At 69.6% G+C, this 15,240-nt stretch carries 13 protein-coding genes and 1 pseudogene; 6 read left to right on the top strand and 8 right to left on the bottom strand.

The window, feature by feature from the left end; all coding sequences use genetic code 11:
• Positions 1-37: 37 nt before the first annotated feature.
• A complete protein-coding gene (gene aceE / locus ACYU7H_RS04775; protein WP_460812897.1) occupies positions 38-2,731 on the top strand; it encodes a pyruvate dehydrogenase (acetyl-transferring), homodimeric type in 2,694 nt (897 codons plus the stop codon).
• A gap of 86 nt (positions 2,732-2,817) precedes the next feature.
• Here aceE and ACYU7H_RS04770 read toward each other — a convergent pair whose 3' ends face one another.
• Positions 2,818-3,765 carry an HNH endonuclease gene (locus tag ACYU7H_RS04770; RefSeq protein WP_460812896.1) on the bottom strand — a complete coding sequence of 316 codons (948 nt, stop codon included), beginning with the start codon at positions 3,763-3,765 and terminating at the stop codon, positions 2,818-2,820.
• Between the two features lie 158 nt (positions 3,766-3,923).
• On the opposite strand from ACYU7H_RS04770, the gene ACYU7H_RS04765 reads away from it, so the two are divergent.
• The 4 genes from ACYU7H_RS04765 (at position 3,924) to ACYU7H_RS04750 (ending at position 9,610) form a co-directional block, all read left to right on the top strand.
• A complete protein-coding gene (locus ACYU7H_RS04765; protein ID WP_460812894.1) occupies positions 3,924-5,999 on the top strand; it encodes a S9 family peptidase in 2,076 nt (691 codons plus the stop codon).
• 263 nt (positions 6,000-6,262) lie between these two features.
• Positions 6,263-6,811 (top strand): fasciclin domain-containing protein, encoded by a 549-nt coding sequence (locus ACYU7H_RS04760; protein ID WP_460812893.1) that lies wholly within the window; start codon positions 6,263-6,265, stop codon positions 6,809-6,811.
• Positions 6,812-7,045: 234 nt separating this feature from the next.
• Complete coding sequence (locus ACYU7H_RS04755; protein ID WP_460812891.1) at positions 7,046-8,287, top strand: HD-GYP domain-containing protein; 1,242 nt, start codon at positions 7,046-7,048, stop codon at positions 8,285-8,287.
• A 6-nt stretch (positions 8,288-8,293) separates the two neighbouring features.
• Positions 8,294-9,610: a putative bifunctional diguanylate cyclase/phosphodiesterase gene (locus ACYU7H_RS04750; RefSeq protein ID WP_460812890.1), complete on the top strand. Its 1,317-nt coding sequence runs from the start codon at positions 8,294-8,296 to the stop codon at positions 9,608-9,610.
• Here ACYU7H_RS04750 and ACYU7H_RS04745 read toward each other — a convergent pair.
• The 6 genes from ACYU7H_RS04745 to ACYU7H_RS04720 all read right to left on the bottom strand — a co-directional run bounded on the left by ACYU7H_RS04745 (position 9,599) and on the right by ACYU7H_RS04720 (position 13,771).
• The gene (locus ACYU7H_RS04745) at positions 9,599-9,868 is read right to left on the bottom strand and encodes a hypothetical protein (RefSeq protein WP_460812889.1); all 270 of its coding nucleotides are present in this window, start codon (positions 9,866-9,868) and stop codon (positions 9,599-9,601) included. The genes ACYU7H_RS04750 and ACYU7H_RS04745 overlap by 12 nt on opposite strands.
• Positions 9,869-9,960: 92 nt before the next feature.
• A complete protein-coding gene (locus ACYU7H_RS04740) occupies positions 9,961-10,341 on the bottom strand; it encodes a hypothetical protein (protein WP_460812887.1) in 381 nt (126 codons plus the stop codon).
• A gap of 48 nt (positions 10,342-10,389) precedes the next feature.
• The gene (locus ACYU7H_RS04735; protein ID WP_460812886.1) at positions 10,390-11,187 is read right to left on the bottom strand and encodes a LytR/AlgR family response regulator transcription factor; all 798 of its coding nucleotides are present in this window, start codon (positions 11,185-11,187) and stop codon (positions 10,390-10,392) included.
• On the bottom strand, positions 11,180-12,514 hold the full coding sequence (locus ACYU7H_RS04730; protein ID WP_460812884.1) for a sensor histidine kinase: 1,335 nt from the start codon (positions 12,512-12,514) through the stop codon (positions 11,180-11,182). The genes ACYU7H_RS04735 and ACYU7H_RS04730 overlap by 8 nt, the downstream gene beginning before the upstream one ends.
• 281 nt (positions 12,515-12,795) lie before the next feature.
• Positions 12,796-13,275: a response regulator gene (locus ACYU7H_RS04725; protein ID WP_460812882.1), complete on the bottom strand. Its 480-nt coding sequence runs from the start codon at positions 13,273-13,275 to the stop codon at positions 12,796-12,798.
• Positions 13,276-13,375: 100 nt separating this feature from the next.
• The gene (locus ACYU7H_RS04720; RefSeq protein WP_460812880.1) at positions 13,376-13,771 is read right to left on the bottom strand and encodes an RcnB family protein; all 396 of its coding nucleotides are present in this window, start codon (positions 13,769-13,771) and stop codon (positions 13,376-13,378) included.
• Between the two features lie 197 nt (positions 13,772-13,968).
• Here ACYU7H_RS04720 and ACYU7H_RS04715 point away from each other — a divergent pair.
• Positions 13,969-14,457 (top strand): annotated as a pseudogene (locus ACYU7H_RS04715) (pyridoxamine 5'-phosphate oxidase family protein); the annotation flags it as partial.
• A 337-nt stretch (positions 14,458-14,794) separates the two neighbouring features.
• On the opposite strand, the gene ACYU7H_RS04710 reads toward ACYU7H_RS04715, so the two are convergent.
• Positions 14,795-15,169 (bottom strand): hypothetical protein, encoded by a 375-nt coding sequence (locus ACYU7H_RS04710; protein ID WP_460812878.1) that lies wholly within the window; start codon positions 15,167-15,169, stop codon positions 14,795-14,797.
• Between the last annotated feature and the right edge of the window lie 71 nt (positions 15,170-15,240).

Below are 15,240 nucleotides of genomic sequence, written 5' to 3'. Positions count from 1 at the left end.
ACCCCCTGGGCGCGGCCGGATGCCGCGCGGAGCACGCATGAACTGGTTCGACGAACTGCTGCAGAACGACCCCGATCCGACCGAGACCCGCGAGTGGATCGAGTCCATCAAGGCGGTCATCGACAACGATGGCGCCGACCGCGCGCACCAGCTGCTCGAGGGCATGGTCGCGCTCACCCGCCGCGCCGGCGCCCACCTGCCGTTCGCGCCGACCACCGAATACATCAACACCATCGCCCCGGCCCTGGAGGCCAAGAGCCCCGGCGACGCCGCGATGGAGTGGCGCATCCGCTCGCTGATCCGCTGGAACGCGATGGCGATGGTCGTGCGCGCCAACCGCAAGCCGGGCGACCTGGGCGGCCACATCGCCAGCTTCGCCTCGGCCGCGACGCTCTACGACGTCGGCTTCAACCACTTCTGGCGCGCCCCGTCCGAGGACCACCCGGGCGACCTGCTGTACATCCAGGGCCACTCGTCCCCTGGCATCTACGCGCGCTCGTTCCTCGAGGGCCGCCTGTCCGAGGAGCAGCTCGACAACTTCCGCATGGAGACCGGCGGCAAGGGCCTGTCCAGCTACCCGCACCCGTGGCTGATGCCGGACTACTGGCAGACGGCCACCGTGAGCATGGGCCTGGGCCCGATCGCGGCGATCTACCAGGCGCGCAACTGGAAGTACATGGAAGCCCGCGGCCTGATGCCGAAGTCCGACCGCAAGGTCTGGTGCTTCCTCGGCGACGGCGAGACCGACGAGCCCGAGAGCCTCGGCGCGCTGTCGGTCGCCGGCCGCGAGGGCCTGGACAACCTGGTGTTCGTCATCAACTGCAACCTGCAGCGCCTGGACGGCCCGGTGCGCGGCAACGGCAAGATCATCCAGGAGCTCGAGGGCCAGTTCCGCGGCGCGGGCTGGAACGTGCTCAAGGTGGTCTGGGGAAGCTACTGGGATCCGCTCCTGGCGCGCGACCACACCGGCAAGCTGCGCCAGCTGATGATGGAGACCCTCGACGGCGAGTACCAGAACTGCAAGGCGTTCGGTGGCAAGTACACGCGCGACAACTTCTTCGGCAAGTACCCGGAGACGGCGCAGATGGTCGCCAACATGAGCGACGAGGACATCTGGCGCCTCAACCGCGGCGGCCACGACCCGCACAAGGTGTACGCGGCGTACCACCACGCGGTGAACAACGCGCAGGGCATGCCCACCGTGATCCTGGCCAAGACGGTCAAGGGCTACGGCATGGGCGAGGCCGGCGAGTCGCTCAACCCGACCCACGGCACCAAGAAGATGGACGACGAGGCGGTGCGGATCTTCCGCGACCGCTTCGCCATCCCGGTCACCGACAAGCAGCTGGCCGACGGCGCGATCCCGTTCTTCAACCCGGGCAAGGACTCGGAGGAAGTGCAGTACATGCTGTCGCGCCGCGAGGCGCTGGGCGGCTTCCTTCCGCAGCGCCGCCGCAAGGCGAGCAAGCCGCTCGACGCGCCGAAGCTGGAGGTGTTCGAGCGCCTGATGAAGGACAGCGGCGAGCGCGAGATCAGCACCACCATGGCCTTCGTGCAGGCTCTGAACATCGTGCTGCGCGACAAGCAGGTGGGCCCGCGTTGCGTGCCGATCGTCGCCGACGAGGCGCGCACCTTCGGCATGGAGGGCATGTTCCGCCAGCTGGGCATCTATGCGCCCAAGGGCCAGCAGTACAAGCCGGTCGACCGCGACCAGCTGATGTACTACCGCGAGGACGCGGCGGGCCAGGTGCTGGAGGAAGGCATCACCGAGGCGGGCGCATTCGCCAGCTGGATGGCCAGCGCCACCAGCTACAGCGTCAACGACGTGCAGATGCTGCCGTTCTACATCTACTACTCGATGTTCGGCTTCCAGCGCATCGGCGACAGCGCCTGGCAGGCGGCTGACATGCGCTCGCGCGGCTTCCTGCTGGGCGCCACCGCCGGCCGCACCACGCTCAATGGCGAGGGCCTGCAGCACGAGGACGGCCACTCGATGGTCCAGGCCGGCCTGATCCCTAACTGCCGCAGCTACGACCCGACCTTCAGCTACGAGGTCGCCGTGCTGCTGCAGGAGGGCATGCGCCGCATGCTCGAGGAACAGGTCGACGAGTACTGGTACCTGACCCTGATGAACGAGAACTACAGCCACCCGGCCATGCCCGAGGGCGCGGCCGTGGGCATCGTCAAGGGCATGTACCTGCTGAAGGACGGGGGCAAGGCGAAGAAGGGCGGGAAGCGCGTCCAGCTGATGGGCAGCGGCACGATCCTGCGCGAAGTCATCGCCGCGGCCGAGCTGCTGGAGAAGGATTTCGGCGTGACGGCGGACATCTGGTCCTGCCCCAGCTTCAACGAGCTGGCCCGCGACGCGACTGACGCCGTGCGCTGGAACCGCCTGAACCCGGAGTCCAAGAAGCCGCGTACGCCCTACATCACCAGCCTGCTGGATGGCCGCGAAGGCCCGGCGATCTGCGCGACCGATTACATCCGAGTGTATCCGGAACAGGTCCGCGCCTATGTGCCGATGCGCTACACGGTGCTGGGCACGGACGGCTTCGGCCGCAGCGACACCCGCGCCAACCTGCGCCGGCACTTCGAGGTCAGCCGGCACCACGTCGCGCATGCGGCGGTGGCGGCGCTCGCGGTGGAGGGCGTGCTGACGTTGAAGGACGTGACGAAGGCGATCGAGCTGTACGACATCGACTCGGAGAAGCCGAATCCGATCGGGGTATAGCGCGCCCAATTGTCAACGTTTGCGTCGGAAGGGCGGCCCTAGGCCGCCCTTCTTCTTGCTATCCGCGTTGCTCGGAGACCAGGCGGTCATCCAACCTTGGCGGAAAAGACCTTTCGATGGTGTTCGAGGTAGGGGCGTTGCTCACCTTTGAACACACCGACCCGCGCGTGGCGCTTGATGGACCACCTCTCGAGCACATCGCCTGGAAGTGAGGGATGAACAAGCATCTGTCCATCGTCTTCAAAGGAGATCAGCTGCTCGTCGAACAGCGCGTCGACGTGCGGCGAAAGCATCATGCCGTTGAAGCCGTTGATGCGGTCCGCATTGGAGGAGTCTCGCCAAGGCTTTATATGGCTAGCAATGAGCAAACGCGGATCTTGCACTCCAGTGACCCGGCAATAAGGGTCAACCAACATCACACGCTTACGAAAAAGTCCCTGGCCTACGCGCGCCTTGGCTAGCTGCAGGCGCTGCGTCTCCGGAATGGAAACATCCACCTCAACGATGTGGATGTCGTCGAGGATCTCGGCGTCATGTTCTGGAGAATGGATGTGGGTTGCCTGAAGCGAAAAATCGGGCAGCACGTCCACGTCGAGCAACGCCAGCAACAAGTGTCCGAGCGCGTCGGAAATTCCCGCTAGGTAGCAGAACTGATTGCCCCTACCGTTGGGCTGAATTGGGGAGTATCGCGCCGGCAACAAGGGCGCAATTGATTCGATGTGGGCCTTCGGACGGATTGGTTTTGGAGCGTCTGAGAAATAGACGCCGACAAGCCATCCTTCCTTCGCCCAGTAATCGCCAACACTTCCAAACTCGTCTGGCTTTGGGCTAACGGTCGCAGCTTCGGTCACCCGTCCAATTGCGCCGATGCGCCCATTGGCATAGGAGAAAACGACATCCCCAGGACGCACGTACGTCATGTTCTCGTACGTCTGGTTGAAGCTGTTGTTGGCGTTGCGCATGGGCGACCAAAGGTAGCCGCCGCGCACTTCGTGCTCGCGGGTCTGCTTGTGGTTGACCCACCAAAACGCCATGGACTCCCCCTTGGATTGCCAGGATAGCGCGACAAGAGCTCAGGCCGGCAAATCGGCGACTCCGAGCTGGTTGGCCGAGCGCTTCTTCCTTTTTCGTTGGGTTTCGAGCACAAAAGCCACGTCCACGACAGTAGATCTATTCACTAAGGGAGGGCTCCATGTTGTTTCTGCGTACTTCACTTGCCGCCGCCACCGTTCTCTTCCTCGCCATGACCATCCCCACCGCCATCGCCCAGTCCGGCCCCACGGCCGCCGAGCGCATCGCGGACACCGAGCTGATCCCTCGCGAGGCCCTGTTCGGCAATCCGGAGCGGGCGCTGGTGCAGATCAGCCCGGACGGGAAGTACCTGAGCTGGATCGCGCCGGTGGACGGGGTGATGAACGTCTGGGTGGCGCCGGCCGACGACATGGCCGCGGCGAAGCCCGTCACGGATGACGACGCACGCGGCATCCGCCGCTACTTCTGGTCCTACAACCCCGGCAAGCTGCTTTACCTGCGCGACACCGGCGGTGACGAGGACTTCCACCTGTACTCGGTGGACGTCGAGTCCGGCGCGGCCCGCGACCTGACCCCCTTCGAGAAGACCACCGCACAGGTGGTGGGCGTGAGCCACGCCAGCCCGGGCACGATCCTGGTCGGCATGAACGACCGCGACGCCAAGTGGCACGACGTGTACCGCGTCGACCTGGCGACGGGCGAGCGCACGCTGCTGGAGAAGAACGACGACGAGATCGGCGGCTACCTGGTCGACGACGACTACACCATCCGCTACGCCACCCGGTCCCGCCCCGACGGCGGCACCGACATCCTGGTACCCGACGGCGACGGCGGCTGGAAGGTGTACTCGCAGATCCCGTTCGAGGACGGCCTGACCACCCAGCCGGCCGGCCTGACCACCGACGGCAGGACGCTGTACATGATCGACTCGCGCGAGCGGAACACCGCGGCGCTGTACGCCATCGACGTGGAGAGCGGCGAACGCACGCTGGTCCACGAGGACGCGCGCGCCGACATCGGCAATGCGCTGTCGCATCCACGGACAGGGAAGGTGCAGGCCGTCGGCGTCAACTACCTGCGCGAGGAGTGGAAGCCCATCGACCCGGCCATTGCCGGCGACCTGGCCAGGCTCGAAGCGCTCGGCCCGGGCGAGGCGGGCGTCAATTCGCGCACGTACGACGACGGCACCTGGATCGTCACCTACTCGGCCGCCGAGCAACCGGTCACCTACTACCGCTACGACCGGGCCGGCGACGGCAGCCTGACCAAGCTCTTTTCCGCCCGCCCGGCACTGGACGGCAAGCCGTTGGTGCCGATGTGGCCGGTGGAGATCGAATCGCGCGACGGCAAGACGCTGGTGAGCTACCTCACGCTGCCGAAGAGCGCGGACCCGGATGGCGACGGCAAGGCGAACGGCGCCGTGCCGATGGTGCTGTTCGTGCACGGCGGCCCGTGGGCGCGCGACGGCTACGGATACCACTCGTATGCGCAGTGGCTGGCCAACCGCGGCTACGCGGTGCTGATGACCAACTTCCGTGGCTCGACCGGGTTCGGCAAGGACTTCACCAACGCCGGCAACGCGGAGTGGGGCGCGAAGATGCACGACGACCTGCTCGACGCGGTCGACTGGGCCGTGGCGGAGGGCGTCACCACCGACGACCAGGTGGCGATCATGGGCGGCAGCTACGGCGGCTACGCCACGCTGGCGGGCCTGGCGTTCACGCCGGACGAGTTCGCCTGCGGCGTGGACATCGTCGGGCCGTCCAACCTCAACGCGCTGCTCGCCACGGTGCCGCCCTACTGGGCGAGCTTCTACAAGCAGCTGACCGGCCGCATGGGCGACCCGGCCACCGAGGAGGGCCGCACCTGGCTCACCGAGCGATCGCCGCTCACCAGGGCCGACGCAATCGAGAAGCCGCTGCTGATCGGCCAGGGCGCCAACGACCCGCGCGTGAAGCAGGCCGAGTCCGACCAGATCGTCGAGGCGATGACCGCGAAGGACATCCCGGTGACCTACGTGCTGTTCCCCGACGAGGGCCATGGTTTCGCGCGGCCGGAGAACAGCATGGCGTTCAACGCGGTGGCCGAGGGCTTCCTCGCCCAGTGCCTGGGCGGGCGCGCGGAGCCGATCGGCGACGACTTCAACGGCTCGAGCATCAGCGTGCCGACCGGCGCGGCGATCGTCCCCGGGTTGGCCGAAGCCCTCCAGGACCACGAGCAGGTGATCCGCAAGTAGGCGATGTGCGAAGCAATCCCACGGTGGGGCCGCGTACCCCGCCGTGGGTTCGCCGCCGCGGACGCGCGGCATCGATCATCTCCCGCTCACGGCGCGGGGCGCATCCTGCATGGGCATTACGACGCAATGTCGTAACGGCACTCAGCCGCGCCGCACGTCCCCCCACTCTCCGCACTGAGCCTCCGACCCGTCCGCGACGGGACCGCGGCGCCATGCCGCGCCCGGCTGTCCACCGACGGCCGGCCAAGGAACGAGGCCCCGCCATGAACACGTGGTACGTCGGTGCTCTGCCCGGAAGCAGTCGCGTCAAGGCCGAGACCGTCGTCTCCAGCGGGCCTAGCGACCTGGACCTCGACTTGCTCGAGACCGCCGCCGCGCATCCCGCCTTCCGGATCTTCGGGAAAGCCGCCGAAGCCTCCGGATTGGGTCGGATGCTGCGTGGCGTCGGCCCTTTCACGATCTTCGTCCCCACCGATGCGGCATTCGCGAAGTTGCCCTCCGGCCGCCTCGTGGACCTGTTCAAGGCCGAGAACAGGGATCGCCTCGCGACGCTGCTGAAGGAGCACCTCGTCCATGGCCGCCGATTGTCCTCGGTGATTGCGCGCTGGGAGGCCGCACGCACCATGCAGGGTCGGGCCGTCCCCATCGACGTCGACGTGGAAGGCCGGATCAGCGTCGACGGAGCGCGCGTGATCATGCCGGACATCGAGTCCGTCAACGGCGTCATGCACGGGATCGACAGAGTGATCCTGACCATCGACACCCGCTACCCGGCGGCTGGCCGCAGGCCGAAGCGCCGTGGCGACCGCTAGAAGCCCGTCCCGGCCGCGGACGCCCCGGCAGGCGGAACACAACTTGGCGATCCGGCGGGCCAGCCCGCCATCCCGGGGAACAGGGTCGGGTTGAAGGGGGGGCGATCGGGGGCGGTCGGTGCGCACCGGCGGCCTGTCGTCGCCCCGTTTAGCGTTCGTCCACCAGGGAGGCGCGCGCGCGAAACATTCCGGGCAGCGTGCCGGCCCGTGGGTCCGGAGACAGGGGGCAGTGTGATGGTCGAGTTCATGCAGGAGTTCCGCGTGAGCACGCGGGGCCTGCAGGTCGGGATGTTCGTCTCGCGGCTGGACAAGCCGTGGCTGGACACCCGGTTCCCGATGCAGGGGTTCCTGATCCGCACGGAGGCGGAGCTCGAGTCGCTGCGCAACCAGTGCAGCCACGCCTGGGTGGACATCGCGCGCGGCGAGGCGCCCGACCCGCGGTTCATCGAACTGACCGACACCAGCGAGGCGCAGGCCGCGCGCGAGCGCGAGGAATACCGCGCGCTGCGCAAGACCGACTGGACGGTGCGGAGCACCTTCGAGGGCGAACTGTCGAAGGCGGAAGCGGCCCACGCCAGCCTCGAGCAGGGCATCGCCGAGGTGATGTCCGACGTGGACGCCGGCCGGAAACTGGACGTGGCCAAGCTGCGCCAGGGCCTGGACGCGATGGTCGACTCGATCACCCGCAACCCGGCCGCCTTCAACTGGCTGAAGGAGCTCAAGCGCCGCGACAGCTACACATACCAGCACGCGCTGAGCTGCTCGGTGTGGTCGGCCACGTTCGGCCGCCACCTGGGCCTGGAGCGCGACGAGATCCGCGAGCTCGCGTTGGGCGGCCTGCTGTTCGACGTCGGCAAGACCCGCGTGCCGCCCGCGCTGCTGTCCAAGGGCTCGGGGCTGGACGCGCACGAGAACGTGCAGATGCGCCAGCACGTGGCGCACGGCCTGGAGATCCTGTCCGACACGCCGGACATCAGCGCCGCGGTGCTGGAGATGGTGGGCGCGCACCACGAGCGCCACGACGGCAGCGGCTACCCACAGGGGCTCGCCGGCAGCGCCATCCCGATCACCGGCCGCATCCTCGGCATCGTCGACACCTACGACGCGCTGACCACCGTCCGCTCCCACGCCGCGAGCCTCGCGCCGCACCAGGCGGTGGCGGAGCTGTACCGCGTGCGCGGCACGCTGTTCCAGGCGGAGCTGGTCGAGCAGTTCATCCAGACCTGCGGCATCTACCCCACCGGCTCGCTGGTGGAACTCACCGATGGCTACGTCGGGGTGGTGACCGCGGTGCACAGCCTCAAGCGCCTGCGCCCGAGCGTGCTGCTGCTGCTCGACCCGGACCATCGCCCCCTGCCGCAATTCCACACCGTCGACCTGGGCGACGCGAACGGCGAGGGCGAGGCGGTGTCGATCGCGCGCGGGCTGCCGCGCGGCGCCTACGGCATCGACCCGACCGAACTGTTCCTGGACTGACCGGCCGTGTCCACGCTCGAGGACGAACTGACCGGAGTGCACGGGCGCCGCAGCTTCCTGTCGCTGCTGCGGCGGCACATCGGCTTCGCCAACGACCGGCAGGACGCGCTCGCGCTGGTGGTCGTCGACATCGACGGCTTCGCCCGCATCAACGGCGCGCTCGGCTACGAGGTCGGCGACCGTGTGCTGCAGCACGTGGCGGGCCTGCTCAAGCAGGTCGTGCGCAAGCAGGACTACGCCGCGCGCATCGGCGGCGACCGGTTCGCCCTGCTGCTGCCGCGGATCATGAACGCGGGACACGCGGAACTGGCGGTGCAGAAACTCTTCCGCCTGCTGGACACGCCGTTCCGCGCCGGCGAGCACCAGCTGCGGCTTTCGGCGACGACCGGCATCGCCCTGTGCCCGGCGCATGCCACGCACGCCGACTTCCTGCTGCGCCAGGCGGAGAAGGCGGTGGTCCGCGCGCGCACCGGCGGCCTGCGGTGCGCGTTCGCCATGGACACGGATGCCGACGGCGCACTGTCGGCGTTCTGGGACATCGAGATCGAGCTGGACGACGCGCTGGAGAACGGCCAGATCGCGCTGTACTACCAGCCCCAGCTGCGCCTGGCCGACCGCCGCCCGGTGGGGGTGGAGGCGCTGATGCGCTGGTACACCCCGTCGCGCGGCGAGATTCCCGCCGACGTCTTCATCCCGGTCGCCGAGCGCACCGGCCAGATCAAGAAGCTCACGATGTGGGCGCTCAACACCGCACTGCGCCAGGCCGGGCGATGGCACCACCCATGGGGCGCGCTGACGGTGGCGGTGAACGTGCCGGCCGAACTCGTCGCACAGCAGGACCTGCCGGAACTGGTCGAGAACGCGATGCGGCTGTGGGGCAGCGACCAGGCCCGCCTGGTGCTGGAGATCACCGAGCGCTCCCTGATGGACGCACGGCACAGCTTCGACGTGCTCACCCGGATCCGCGACCTCGGTGCGAAGGTGTCGATCGACGACTTCGGCACCGGCTATTCGTGCCTGGCCAGCTTCAAGGACATCCCCGCCGACGAGCTCAAGGTCGACCGCTCGTTCGTCCGCAACCTGTTGTCCGACCCGGCCAGCCGGCACATCACCAGCCTGGTCATCGATCTCGCGCACCGCTTCGGGCTGTCGGTGGTGGCCGAAGGCATCGAGGACGAAGCGACGCTCGCCGCGCTCGAGGGACTGCTGTGCGACATCGGCCAGGGCTACCTGTTCGGCAAGGCGATGCCGGGTGACGCCATCCAAGCCTGGCTGGCCGGCGGTGCCGGCGAAGGCGCGCCCGCCGTGTCCTCAGGCGCCTGAGACGCCGAGGGTCCCGAACGACGAACTCAGGTCGGTGACGGTGCCCAGCCGGCGCTTGGCGACCGCGACCTGCAGGGCCTCGTCGATCTCCGCGCGATGCGGGTGCCGCTGCCAGTCCGGGCCGATGTACACGTCGGCGCGGGAATTCTTGCGCACCACGTCCTTGTCGCTGATCCACTTCCAGTCCCCGGGCATCAGTTCGTTGTGCAGGGCGAACTGGTGGGCGCTCGAATAGCTCGGGGTGTACAGGAGGTACATGGCGCACCTCGCGACGCGGCGGGCCGCGGGAGTGCGGCCCGGATGCCTGCGGGAACGCCCCGGGCGCCCGCTGCCGGCCACGGCGCGCAGGGTCAGTGGCGGCCGGCGTCGCCCGGCTCGCCGGCGCAGGTGGCCGGGTCGCCGCCCACGCACAGCTCGAACCGCGCCAGCCCCGCCACCTGCCGGCTCTCGCCGGCGGCCAGGCTGAACCGCTCGACCGCATCGGTCGGGCAGCGGCTGGCCGGCCAGGGCGCGCGGCCGGCACCGGTGCAGCGTGCCGGCAGCACCGCGTAGTGGCAGTGGCCGCTCGCGCTGCGCATGCACTGGAACCGCGCGACGCCCGAGCTGACTTCGGCGCGGCTCTCCAGCGTGGTCGTGCCGTTGCTGGTCGCGCGGTTGACGAAGGTCGCGCCGCCGACGTCGACGCCGGCCAGGGCGAGCAGTTGGAAGAGGATTGCCAGCAGGGTGTCCATGTCGTGCCTCGCTTGCGTGCATCCGGGGGTGGCGCGTGGGCGCCGCGGTCACATGTGCTTGAACAGGGCCATGTAGGGCGCGCTGACCGGCAGTGTCTCGGGGCGATGTTTCAGCCGGACGGTGCCGCGGCCGCTGTCGTCGCGGGTGATGCCGGCGATCGCCTTGAGGTTGACGATCGTCGAGCGGTGGATCTGCTTGAACACGGTCGGGTCCAGGCGGCCGAGCAGTTCGCGGATCGGCGTGCGCAGCAGCGCCTCGCCGTCGGCGGTGACGACCGTCGTGTACTTGTTGTCGGCCTGGAAGTAGGCGACCTCGTCGACCAGCACCAGGCGCGTCTCGCGACCCGCGCTGGCGGTGATCCAGGTCAGCGGTTCGGGCGCGTCGGCCGCCTTCGCGCGCGGCGCGGCGCCCAGGCGGGCCAGCAGCGCGGTGAGCGCGGCGGCGTCGTTGTTGCCGGTGCGGGCCTTGAGCCGGTCGACCGTCGCCCTGAGCCGGTCGGGCTGGATCGGCTTGAGCAGGTAGTCCACAGCGCCGCGCTCGAAGGCGTCGATCGCGTACTGGTCGTACGCGGTGACGAACACCACCTGGGTGCGCGGGCTGGACTCGGCGGCGGTGGCCGCGACCTCCAGGCCGGTGAGGCCGGGCATGCGGATGTCGAGGAAGGCGATGTCGGGCTGGTGCTCGGCGAGCGCGTCCACCGCGCAGGCCCCGTCCTCGCATTCGGCGACCACCTGCAGGCCGGGCCAGGCGCGGGCGAGCTGGTCGAGCAGTTCGCGCCGCAGCAGGGGTTCGTCCTCGGCGACGATCGCGGTGATCGCGCCGGCGTCGTGGACCAGGTCAGACATCGCCGGTCTCCCGCGCCTGGCCGGCGTCCACGTCGTCGTGGGCGGCGGCGTCGGCGTTGGCGGCGGCGTCGCGTCGCGGCGCGGTCTTCGGGCCGGCCGGAACGGTGATGGTGGCCGCCACGCCGGCGGGGAAGTTGGCGATGATGCTCAGCGAGGCCGCGTTGCCGTGCGTCAGGCGCAGCCGCTCGCGCACGTTCTTCAGGCCGATGCCGGTGCCGTTGGTGTTGCCGGCGCTCGCGGCCAGCCCTTCGCCGTCGTCGGCGACGGTGATCGCGACCTGGCCCTCAGCCTCGCGGGCGCGGATCCAGACCGTGCCGCCGCCGGTGCGCGGTTCCAGGCCATGCTTGATCGCGTTCTCGACCAGCACCTGCAGCATCATCGGCGCCATCGGCGTGGTGCGGAGTGCCTCGGGCACGTCGACATGCACGCGCAGCCGCTCACCCATGCGGATCTTGAGGATCTCCAGGTAGGCCACGGCGCGCTCGAGTTCGGCGCCCAGGGTGCTCGGCGCGTCCTCGGTGCGCGGCAGCGAATGGCGCAGGTACTGGATCAGGTGGCCCAGCATGCGCTCGGCGCGTTCCGGGTCGCTGCGCGTCAGCAACTGCGCGTTGGCGAGCGTGTTGTAGAGGAAGTGCGGCTCGACCTGCGCGTGCAGCAGGCTGAGCTTGGCGACGGTCAGTTCCTTCTCGGTCTTCGTCTGCGCCACGTCGCGCTTCTCGCTGCGGCGGGCCTCGGCGATGCGGCGGCTCACCGCGCGGATCACGGCTTCGGCGTTTTCGTAGTTGGTCGCGTTGTCGACCAGGAACAGGTCCGACCAGGTCGGGTTCTCCGGTTCGCAGATCAGCAGCACGCTGGCGCTGTCGGCGCCCGGCGTGACCGTGGCGAGGATCTGGTTGCGGCGTTCGCCGAACCAGGCGATCGGGTTCCAGCGGCCGAGCGGCAGCTCGCCGTACAGGTCGGGGCGGCCGACCTTGGCGCGGACCTGCAGGCTGTCGCGGGCGCTCTCGACCTTCTCGATGCGCGGCAGTTCGCGGATGGCGGCGTCGAGCAGGTCGAAGGCCTCGCCGGCCTCGAACGGAATCTCGATGTGGCGGCGCTGGCGGTTCGAGAGCGCGGCCGAGTCGATCCGGCCCGCGACCAGCCGCACGCGGCCCAGGTGGGAGATCGCGCCGGTGACCACCAGCGCCATGGTCAGCATGCCCGCGACGGCGATCGGCCAGCTCATCCAGTTGAGCAGCGGGATCTCGTCCCAGATGGCGGTGGCCAGCCCGACCACCAGCAGCCAGGCGACGGCGAGTCGGATGACGAAGAAGAGGCTCTTGAACACGGCGGGCCACCAGGGCGTTTTTCGATGGGCCCGAGGATAGCGACCGGCCCCGCGGCCGGAAGGAGGCACGCGACGAACCGGGGAATGGCGCGACGAATGCGCGGGACGGGGGCGTGGCGGCGACGGAGAGCACCCCTCCCCAGCCCTCCCCTGCGCGCAGGGGAGGGAGCTACGGCATCGCGCGATGACCGCTTCTGCTCCTCCCCCTGTTCGCAGGGGGAGGCTGGGAGGGGGTGCTCCAGCCTGCGCGTCGTACGGCCATCGCGGGCGCAGGCCCGCGCCTACAGGCGTTCGTCGGGCGCGTCGGCGTCGGGCGCGTCGGGCGCGGGGAGGGCGGTGGCGGGCACGTGGTCGGCGAACTGGCGGTACAGCAGCCGCACCTCGATCTGGTTGCGCACCCGCAGCTGCAACTCGTCGAGGTCCAGCGGCTTGCGCATCACGTCGCGCGCGCCCAGCCGGAGGGCCGTCAGGCGCTGGGCCGGATCACCGGTCACCGCGAGCACCGGCAGGTAGCCGTCGCGCTCGAAGGCCTTCAGGTCCTCCATCACCTGGAAGCCATGCATGCCCGGCATGCGCAGGTCCAGCACGATCAGGTCGTAGGGCTTCTCGCGGTGCAGGCCGGGGACGAGGGAGGGTTCCGTGCAAGGCTGCACGTTCGCGTAGCCCCAACTGCGGAGGGTCAGCACGATCGTGTCGGTCGCGTCGCGGTCGTCGTCGACCACGAGGATCCGGGCATTGAGGATGTCGGCGACATTGACCATGCGGACCTCCGTGTCGTTGCCCGGCGGGGTGGCGGTCGAAGCAGGCGGCTGGAAAACAAGACGGCCCCACCGGAGTGGGGCCGTGTCGTGCGGGGCGCGGTCAGTAGCCGAGCGCGTCCAGGATCAGGCCGGTCGCGGTCTGCACCAGCAGGTAGCGGCCGTCCATCGGACGGACCCAGCGGTAGCCGCTGGGCGGCGGCGCCAGGTCGTACACCCGGTAGTCGTCGATGTAGTACCGCGACTCCAGGTAGTCCACCGGGATGCGGTCGCCCTTGCGCCACTGCTGCTTGTACCAGCCCAGGTGCAGGCCGTTGTCGTGGCGGCCGTGCGCCTTCGGGCTGTTGCCCGGGGCGTGGTGCACCGCGGCGGCCGGGTGGTGGTCGTGGTGCTTGTCCTTGCCCTTGCCCTTGCCGGGGCCACCGGCGAACGCCGGCGCGGCGGCGAGGGCGAGTGCCGCCACGACGGCGGCGGCGAGGTGCGTGCGATGGATCGTCATGGGACCTCCTCGTGTGGCGGGTGAAGGGGCGCAGCGTATACCGGGCCGGCGTGAACGCGATGCCTGTCGACGCGACCGTCCAGGCGGACGGTTCAGCATCCGCGGCGCGGCGTGAATCCGCCGTACCGCGGCGCTTTCACGGGCGGGTTGCGCCGCGCTGTCCAGACTCGGCGGCCTGTCCGCACGCGAGTCCCGCCATGGCCACCAGCAAGACCGCCCAGCACATCGCCAAGCTGCTCGAGAAGATCGACATCGCGATGCTGACCACCACCGGCCCCGACGGTTTCCTGGTCAGCCGGCCGCTCTCCACGCAGCAGGCGCGCTTCGACGGCAAGCGCGTGTGGTTCTTCACCGAGGCCGACAGCCCGAAGATCGCCGAGATCGGCAGGCATCCCAAGGTCAACGTCGCCTACGCGTCCAAGGACCGGAACACCTACCTTTCCGTCGCCGGCACGGCGAAGGTCAACCGCGACCGCCGCAGGATCAACCAGCTCTGGAACGACGCGCTCAAGGCGTTCTTCCCCGGCGGCAAGGACGACCCGAACCTCGTGCTGCTTGAGGTCGAGGTGCGCACCGTCGAGTACTGGGACGGCCCGGGCACCTGGGTCGGCAAGCTCGCGAGCTTCGTCGTCGCCCGGGTCACCGGGCGGGAAGAGGTGATGGGCGAGAACCGCCTGGTCGACCTGTCGCCGCGGACGAAGACGCGCCTGCCCCCGTCGCATGCAGACGCGCCGAAGGGCGCGCGCAAGGCGGCGAAGCGCTCGGTGCGCAAGACCGCCGCGAAGACGACGGCGAAGAAGGCGTCCAGCCGGACCTCGACCGCGCGCAAGGCCGCCTCGAAGAAGGCGGCGGCGAAGAAGGCGGGTGCGCGCAAGGCGCCGGCGAAGAAGGCCGCCACGCGCAAGACCGCGGCACGACGGACCACGCGCAAGTCCGCCACGAAGAAGACGACCCGAACGGCCTCCAAGCGCACGCGGCGCTGAGGCCCGGCCGCCGCGCCGGCCGGGCCGGCGCGGCGGCCGATCAATCGAGCCGCACGAGGGCGTGGCCGGTGCCGCGGCACACGGTGATCGCGCCGTCGGCGCCCACTTCGCCGGTGGCACGGATGCGCTCGCCCACGACGAGCGTGCCGAAGGCATCCAGGCCGGGCGCGTCGCACAGGTTCAGCCGCGCGGGAATCTCCACGCGGGCCGTGCCCCCGGTGGTCTGCACCGCCATCACCGCGTTGCCGTCGTAGGCCCACGGGTCGCGGTCGATCGACGTGATGCGACCCTCCGCCGTGGCGGTCGTGCCCGGCCCGGCGGCGGCGTCGGTGGCGGCCGTGGTCGCGCAGCCGCTCGACAGCGCGGCCGCGAGGGCGAGGGCGAGGAGGGGGCGGACGGCGGCGGGATGACGCATCGGTGGCCTCGGGCGGATGGACGGGTGGGCGATGATCATGGCGGCCGCGCATCGCCGGCGTGAGTGCCGGA

The sequence above is a fragment of the Luteimonas pelagia genome (assembly GCF_054776035.1).
Note: the sequence above shows the minus strand (reverse complement) of the source record. Positions and strands in the feature narration are given on the sequence as shown.

Excerpts from the sequence above, each read along its gene's own strand:
- aceE (WP_460812897.1), top strand. The coding sequence starts at position 38 with ATGAACTGGTTCGACGAACTGCTGCAGAACGACCCCGATCCGACCGAG.
- ACYU7H_RS04770 (WP_460812896.1), bottom strand. The coding sequence starts at position 3,765 with ATGGCGTTTTGGTGGGTCAACCACAAGCAGACCCGCGAGCACGAAGTG.
- ACYU7H_RS04765 (WP_460812894.1), top strand. The coding sequence starts at position 3,924 with ATGTTGTTTCTGCGTACTTCACTTGCCGCCGCCACCGTTCTCTTCCTC.
- ACYU7H_RS04760 (WP_460812893.1), top strand. The coding sequence starts at position 6,263 with ATGAACACGTGGTACGTCGGTGCTCTGCCCGGAAGCAGTCGCGTCAAG.
- ACYU7H_RS04755 (WP_460812891.1), top strand. The coding sequence starts at position 7,046 with ATGGTCGAGTTCATGCAGGAGTTCCGCGTGAGCACGCGGGGCCTGCAG.
- ACYU7H_RS04745 (WP_460812889.1), bottom strand. The coding sequence starts at position 9,868 with ATGTACCTCCTGTACACCCCGAGCTATTCGAGCGCCCACCAGTTCGCC.
- ACYU7H_RS04740 (WP_460812887.1), bottom strand. The coding sequence starts at position 10,341 with ATGGACACCCTGCTGGCAATCCTCTTCCAACTGCTCGCCCTGGCCGGC.
- ACYU7H_RS04735 (WP_460812886.1), bottom strand. The coding sequence starts at position 11,187 with ATGTCTGACCTGGTCCACGACGCCGGCGCGATCACCGCGATCGTCGCC.
- ACYU7H_RS04725 (WP_460812882.1), bottom strand. The coding sequence starts at position 13,275 with ATGGTCAATGTCGCCGACATCCTCAATGCCCGGATCCTCGTGGTCGAC.
- ACYU7H_RS04720 (WP_460812880.1), bottom strand. The coding sequence starts at position 13,771 with ATGACGATCCATCGCACGCACCTCGCCGCCGCCGTCGTGGCGGCACTC.
- ACYU7H_RS04710 (WP_460812878.1), bottom strand. The coding sequence starts at position 15,169 with ATGCGTCATCCCGCCGCCGTCCGCCCCCTCCTCGCCCTCGCCCTCGCG.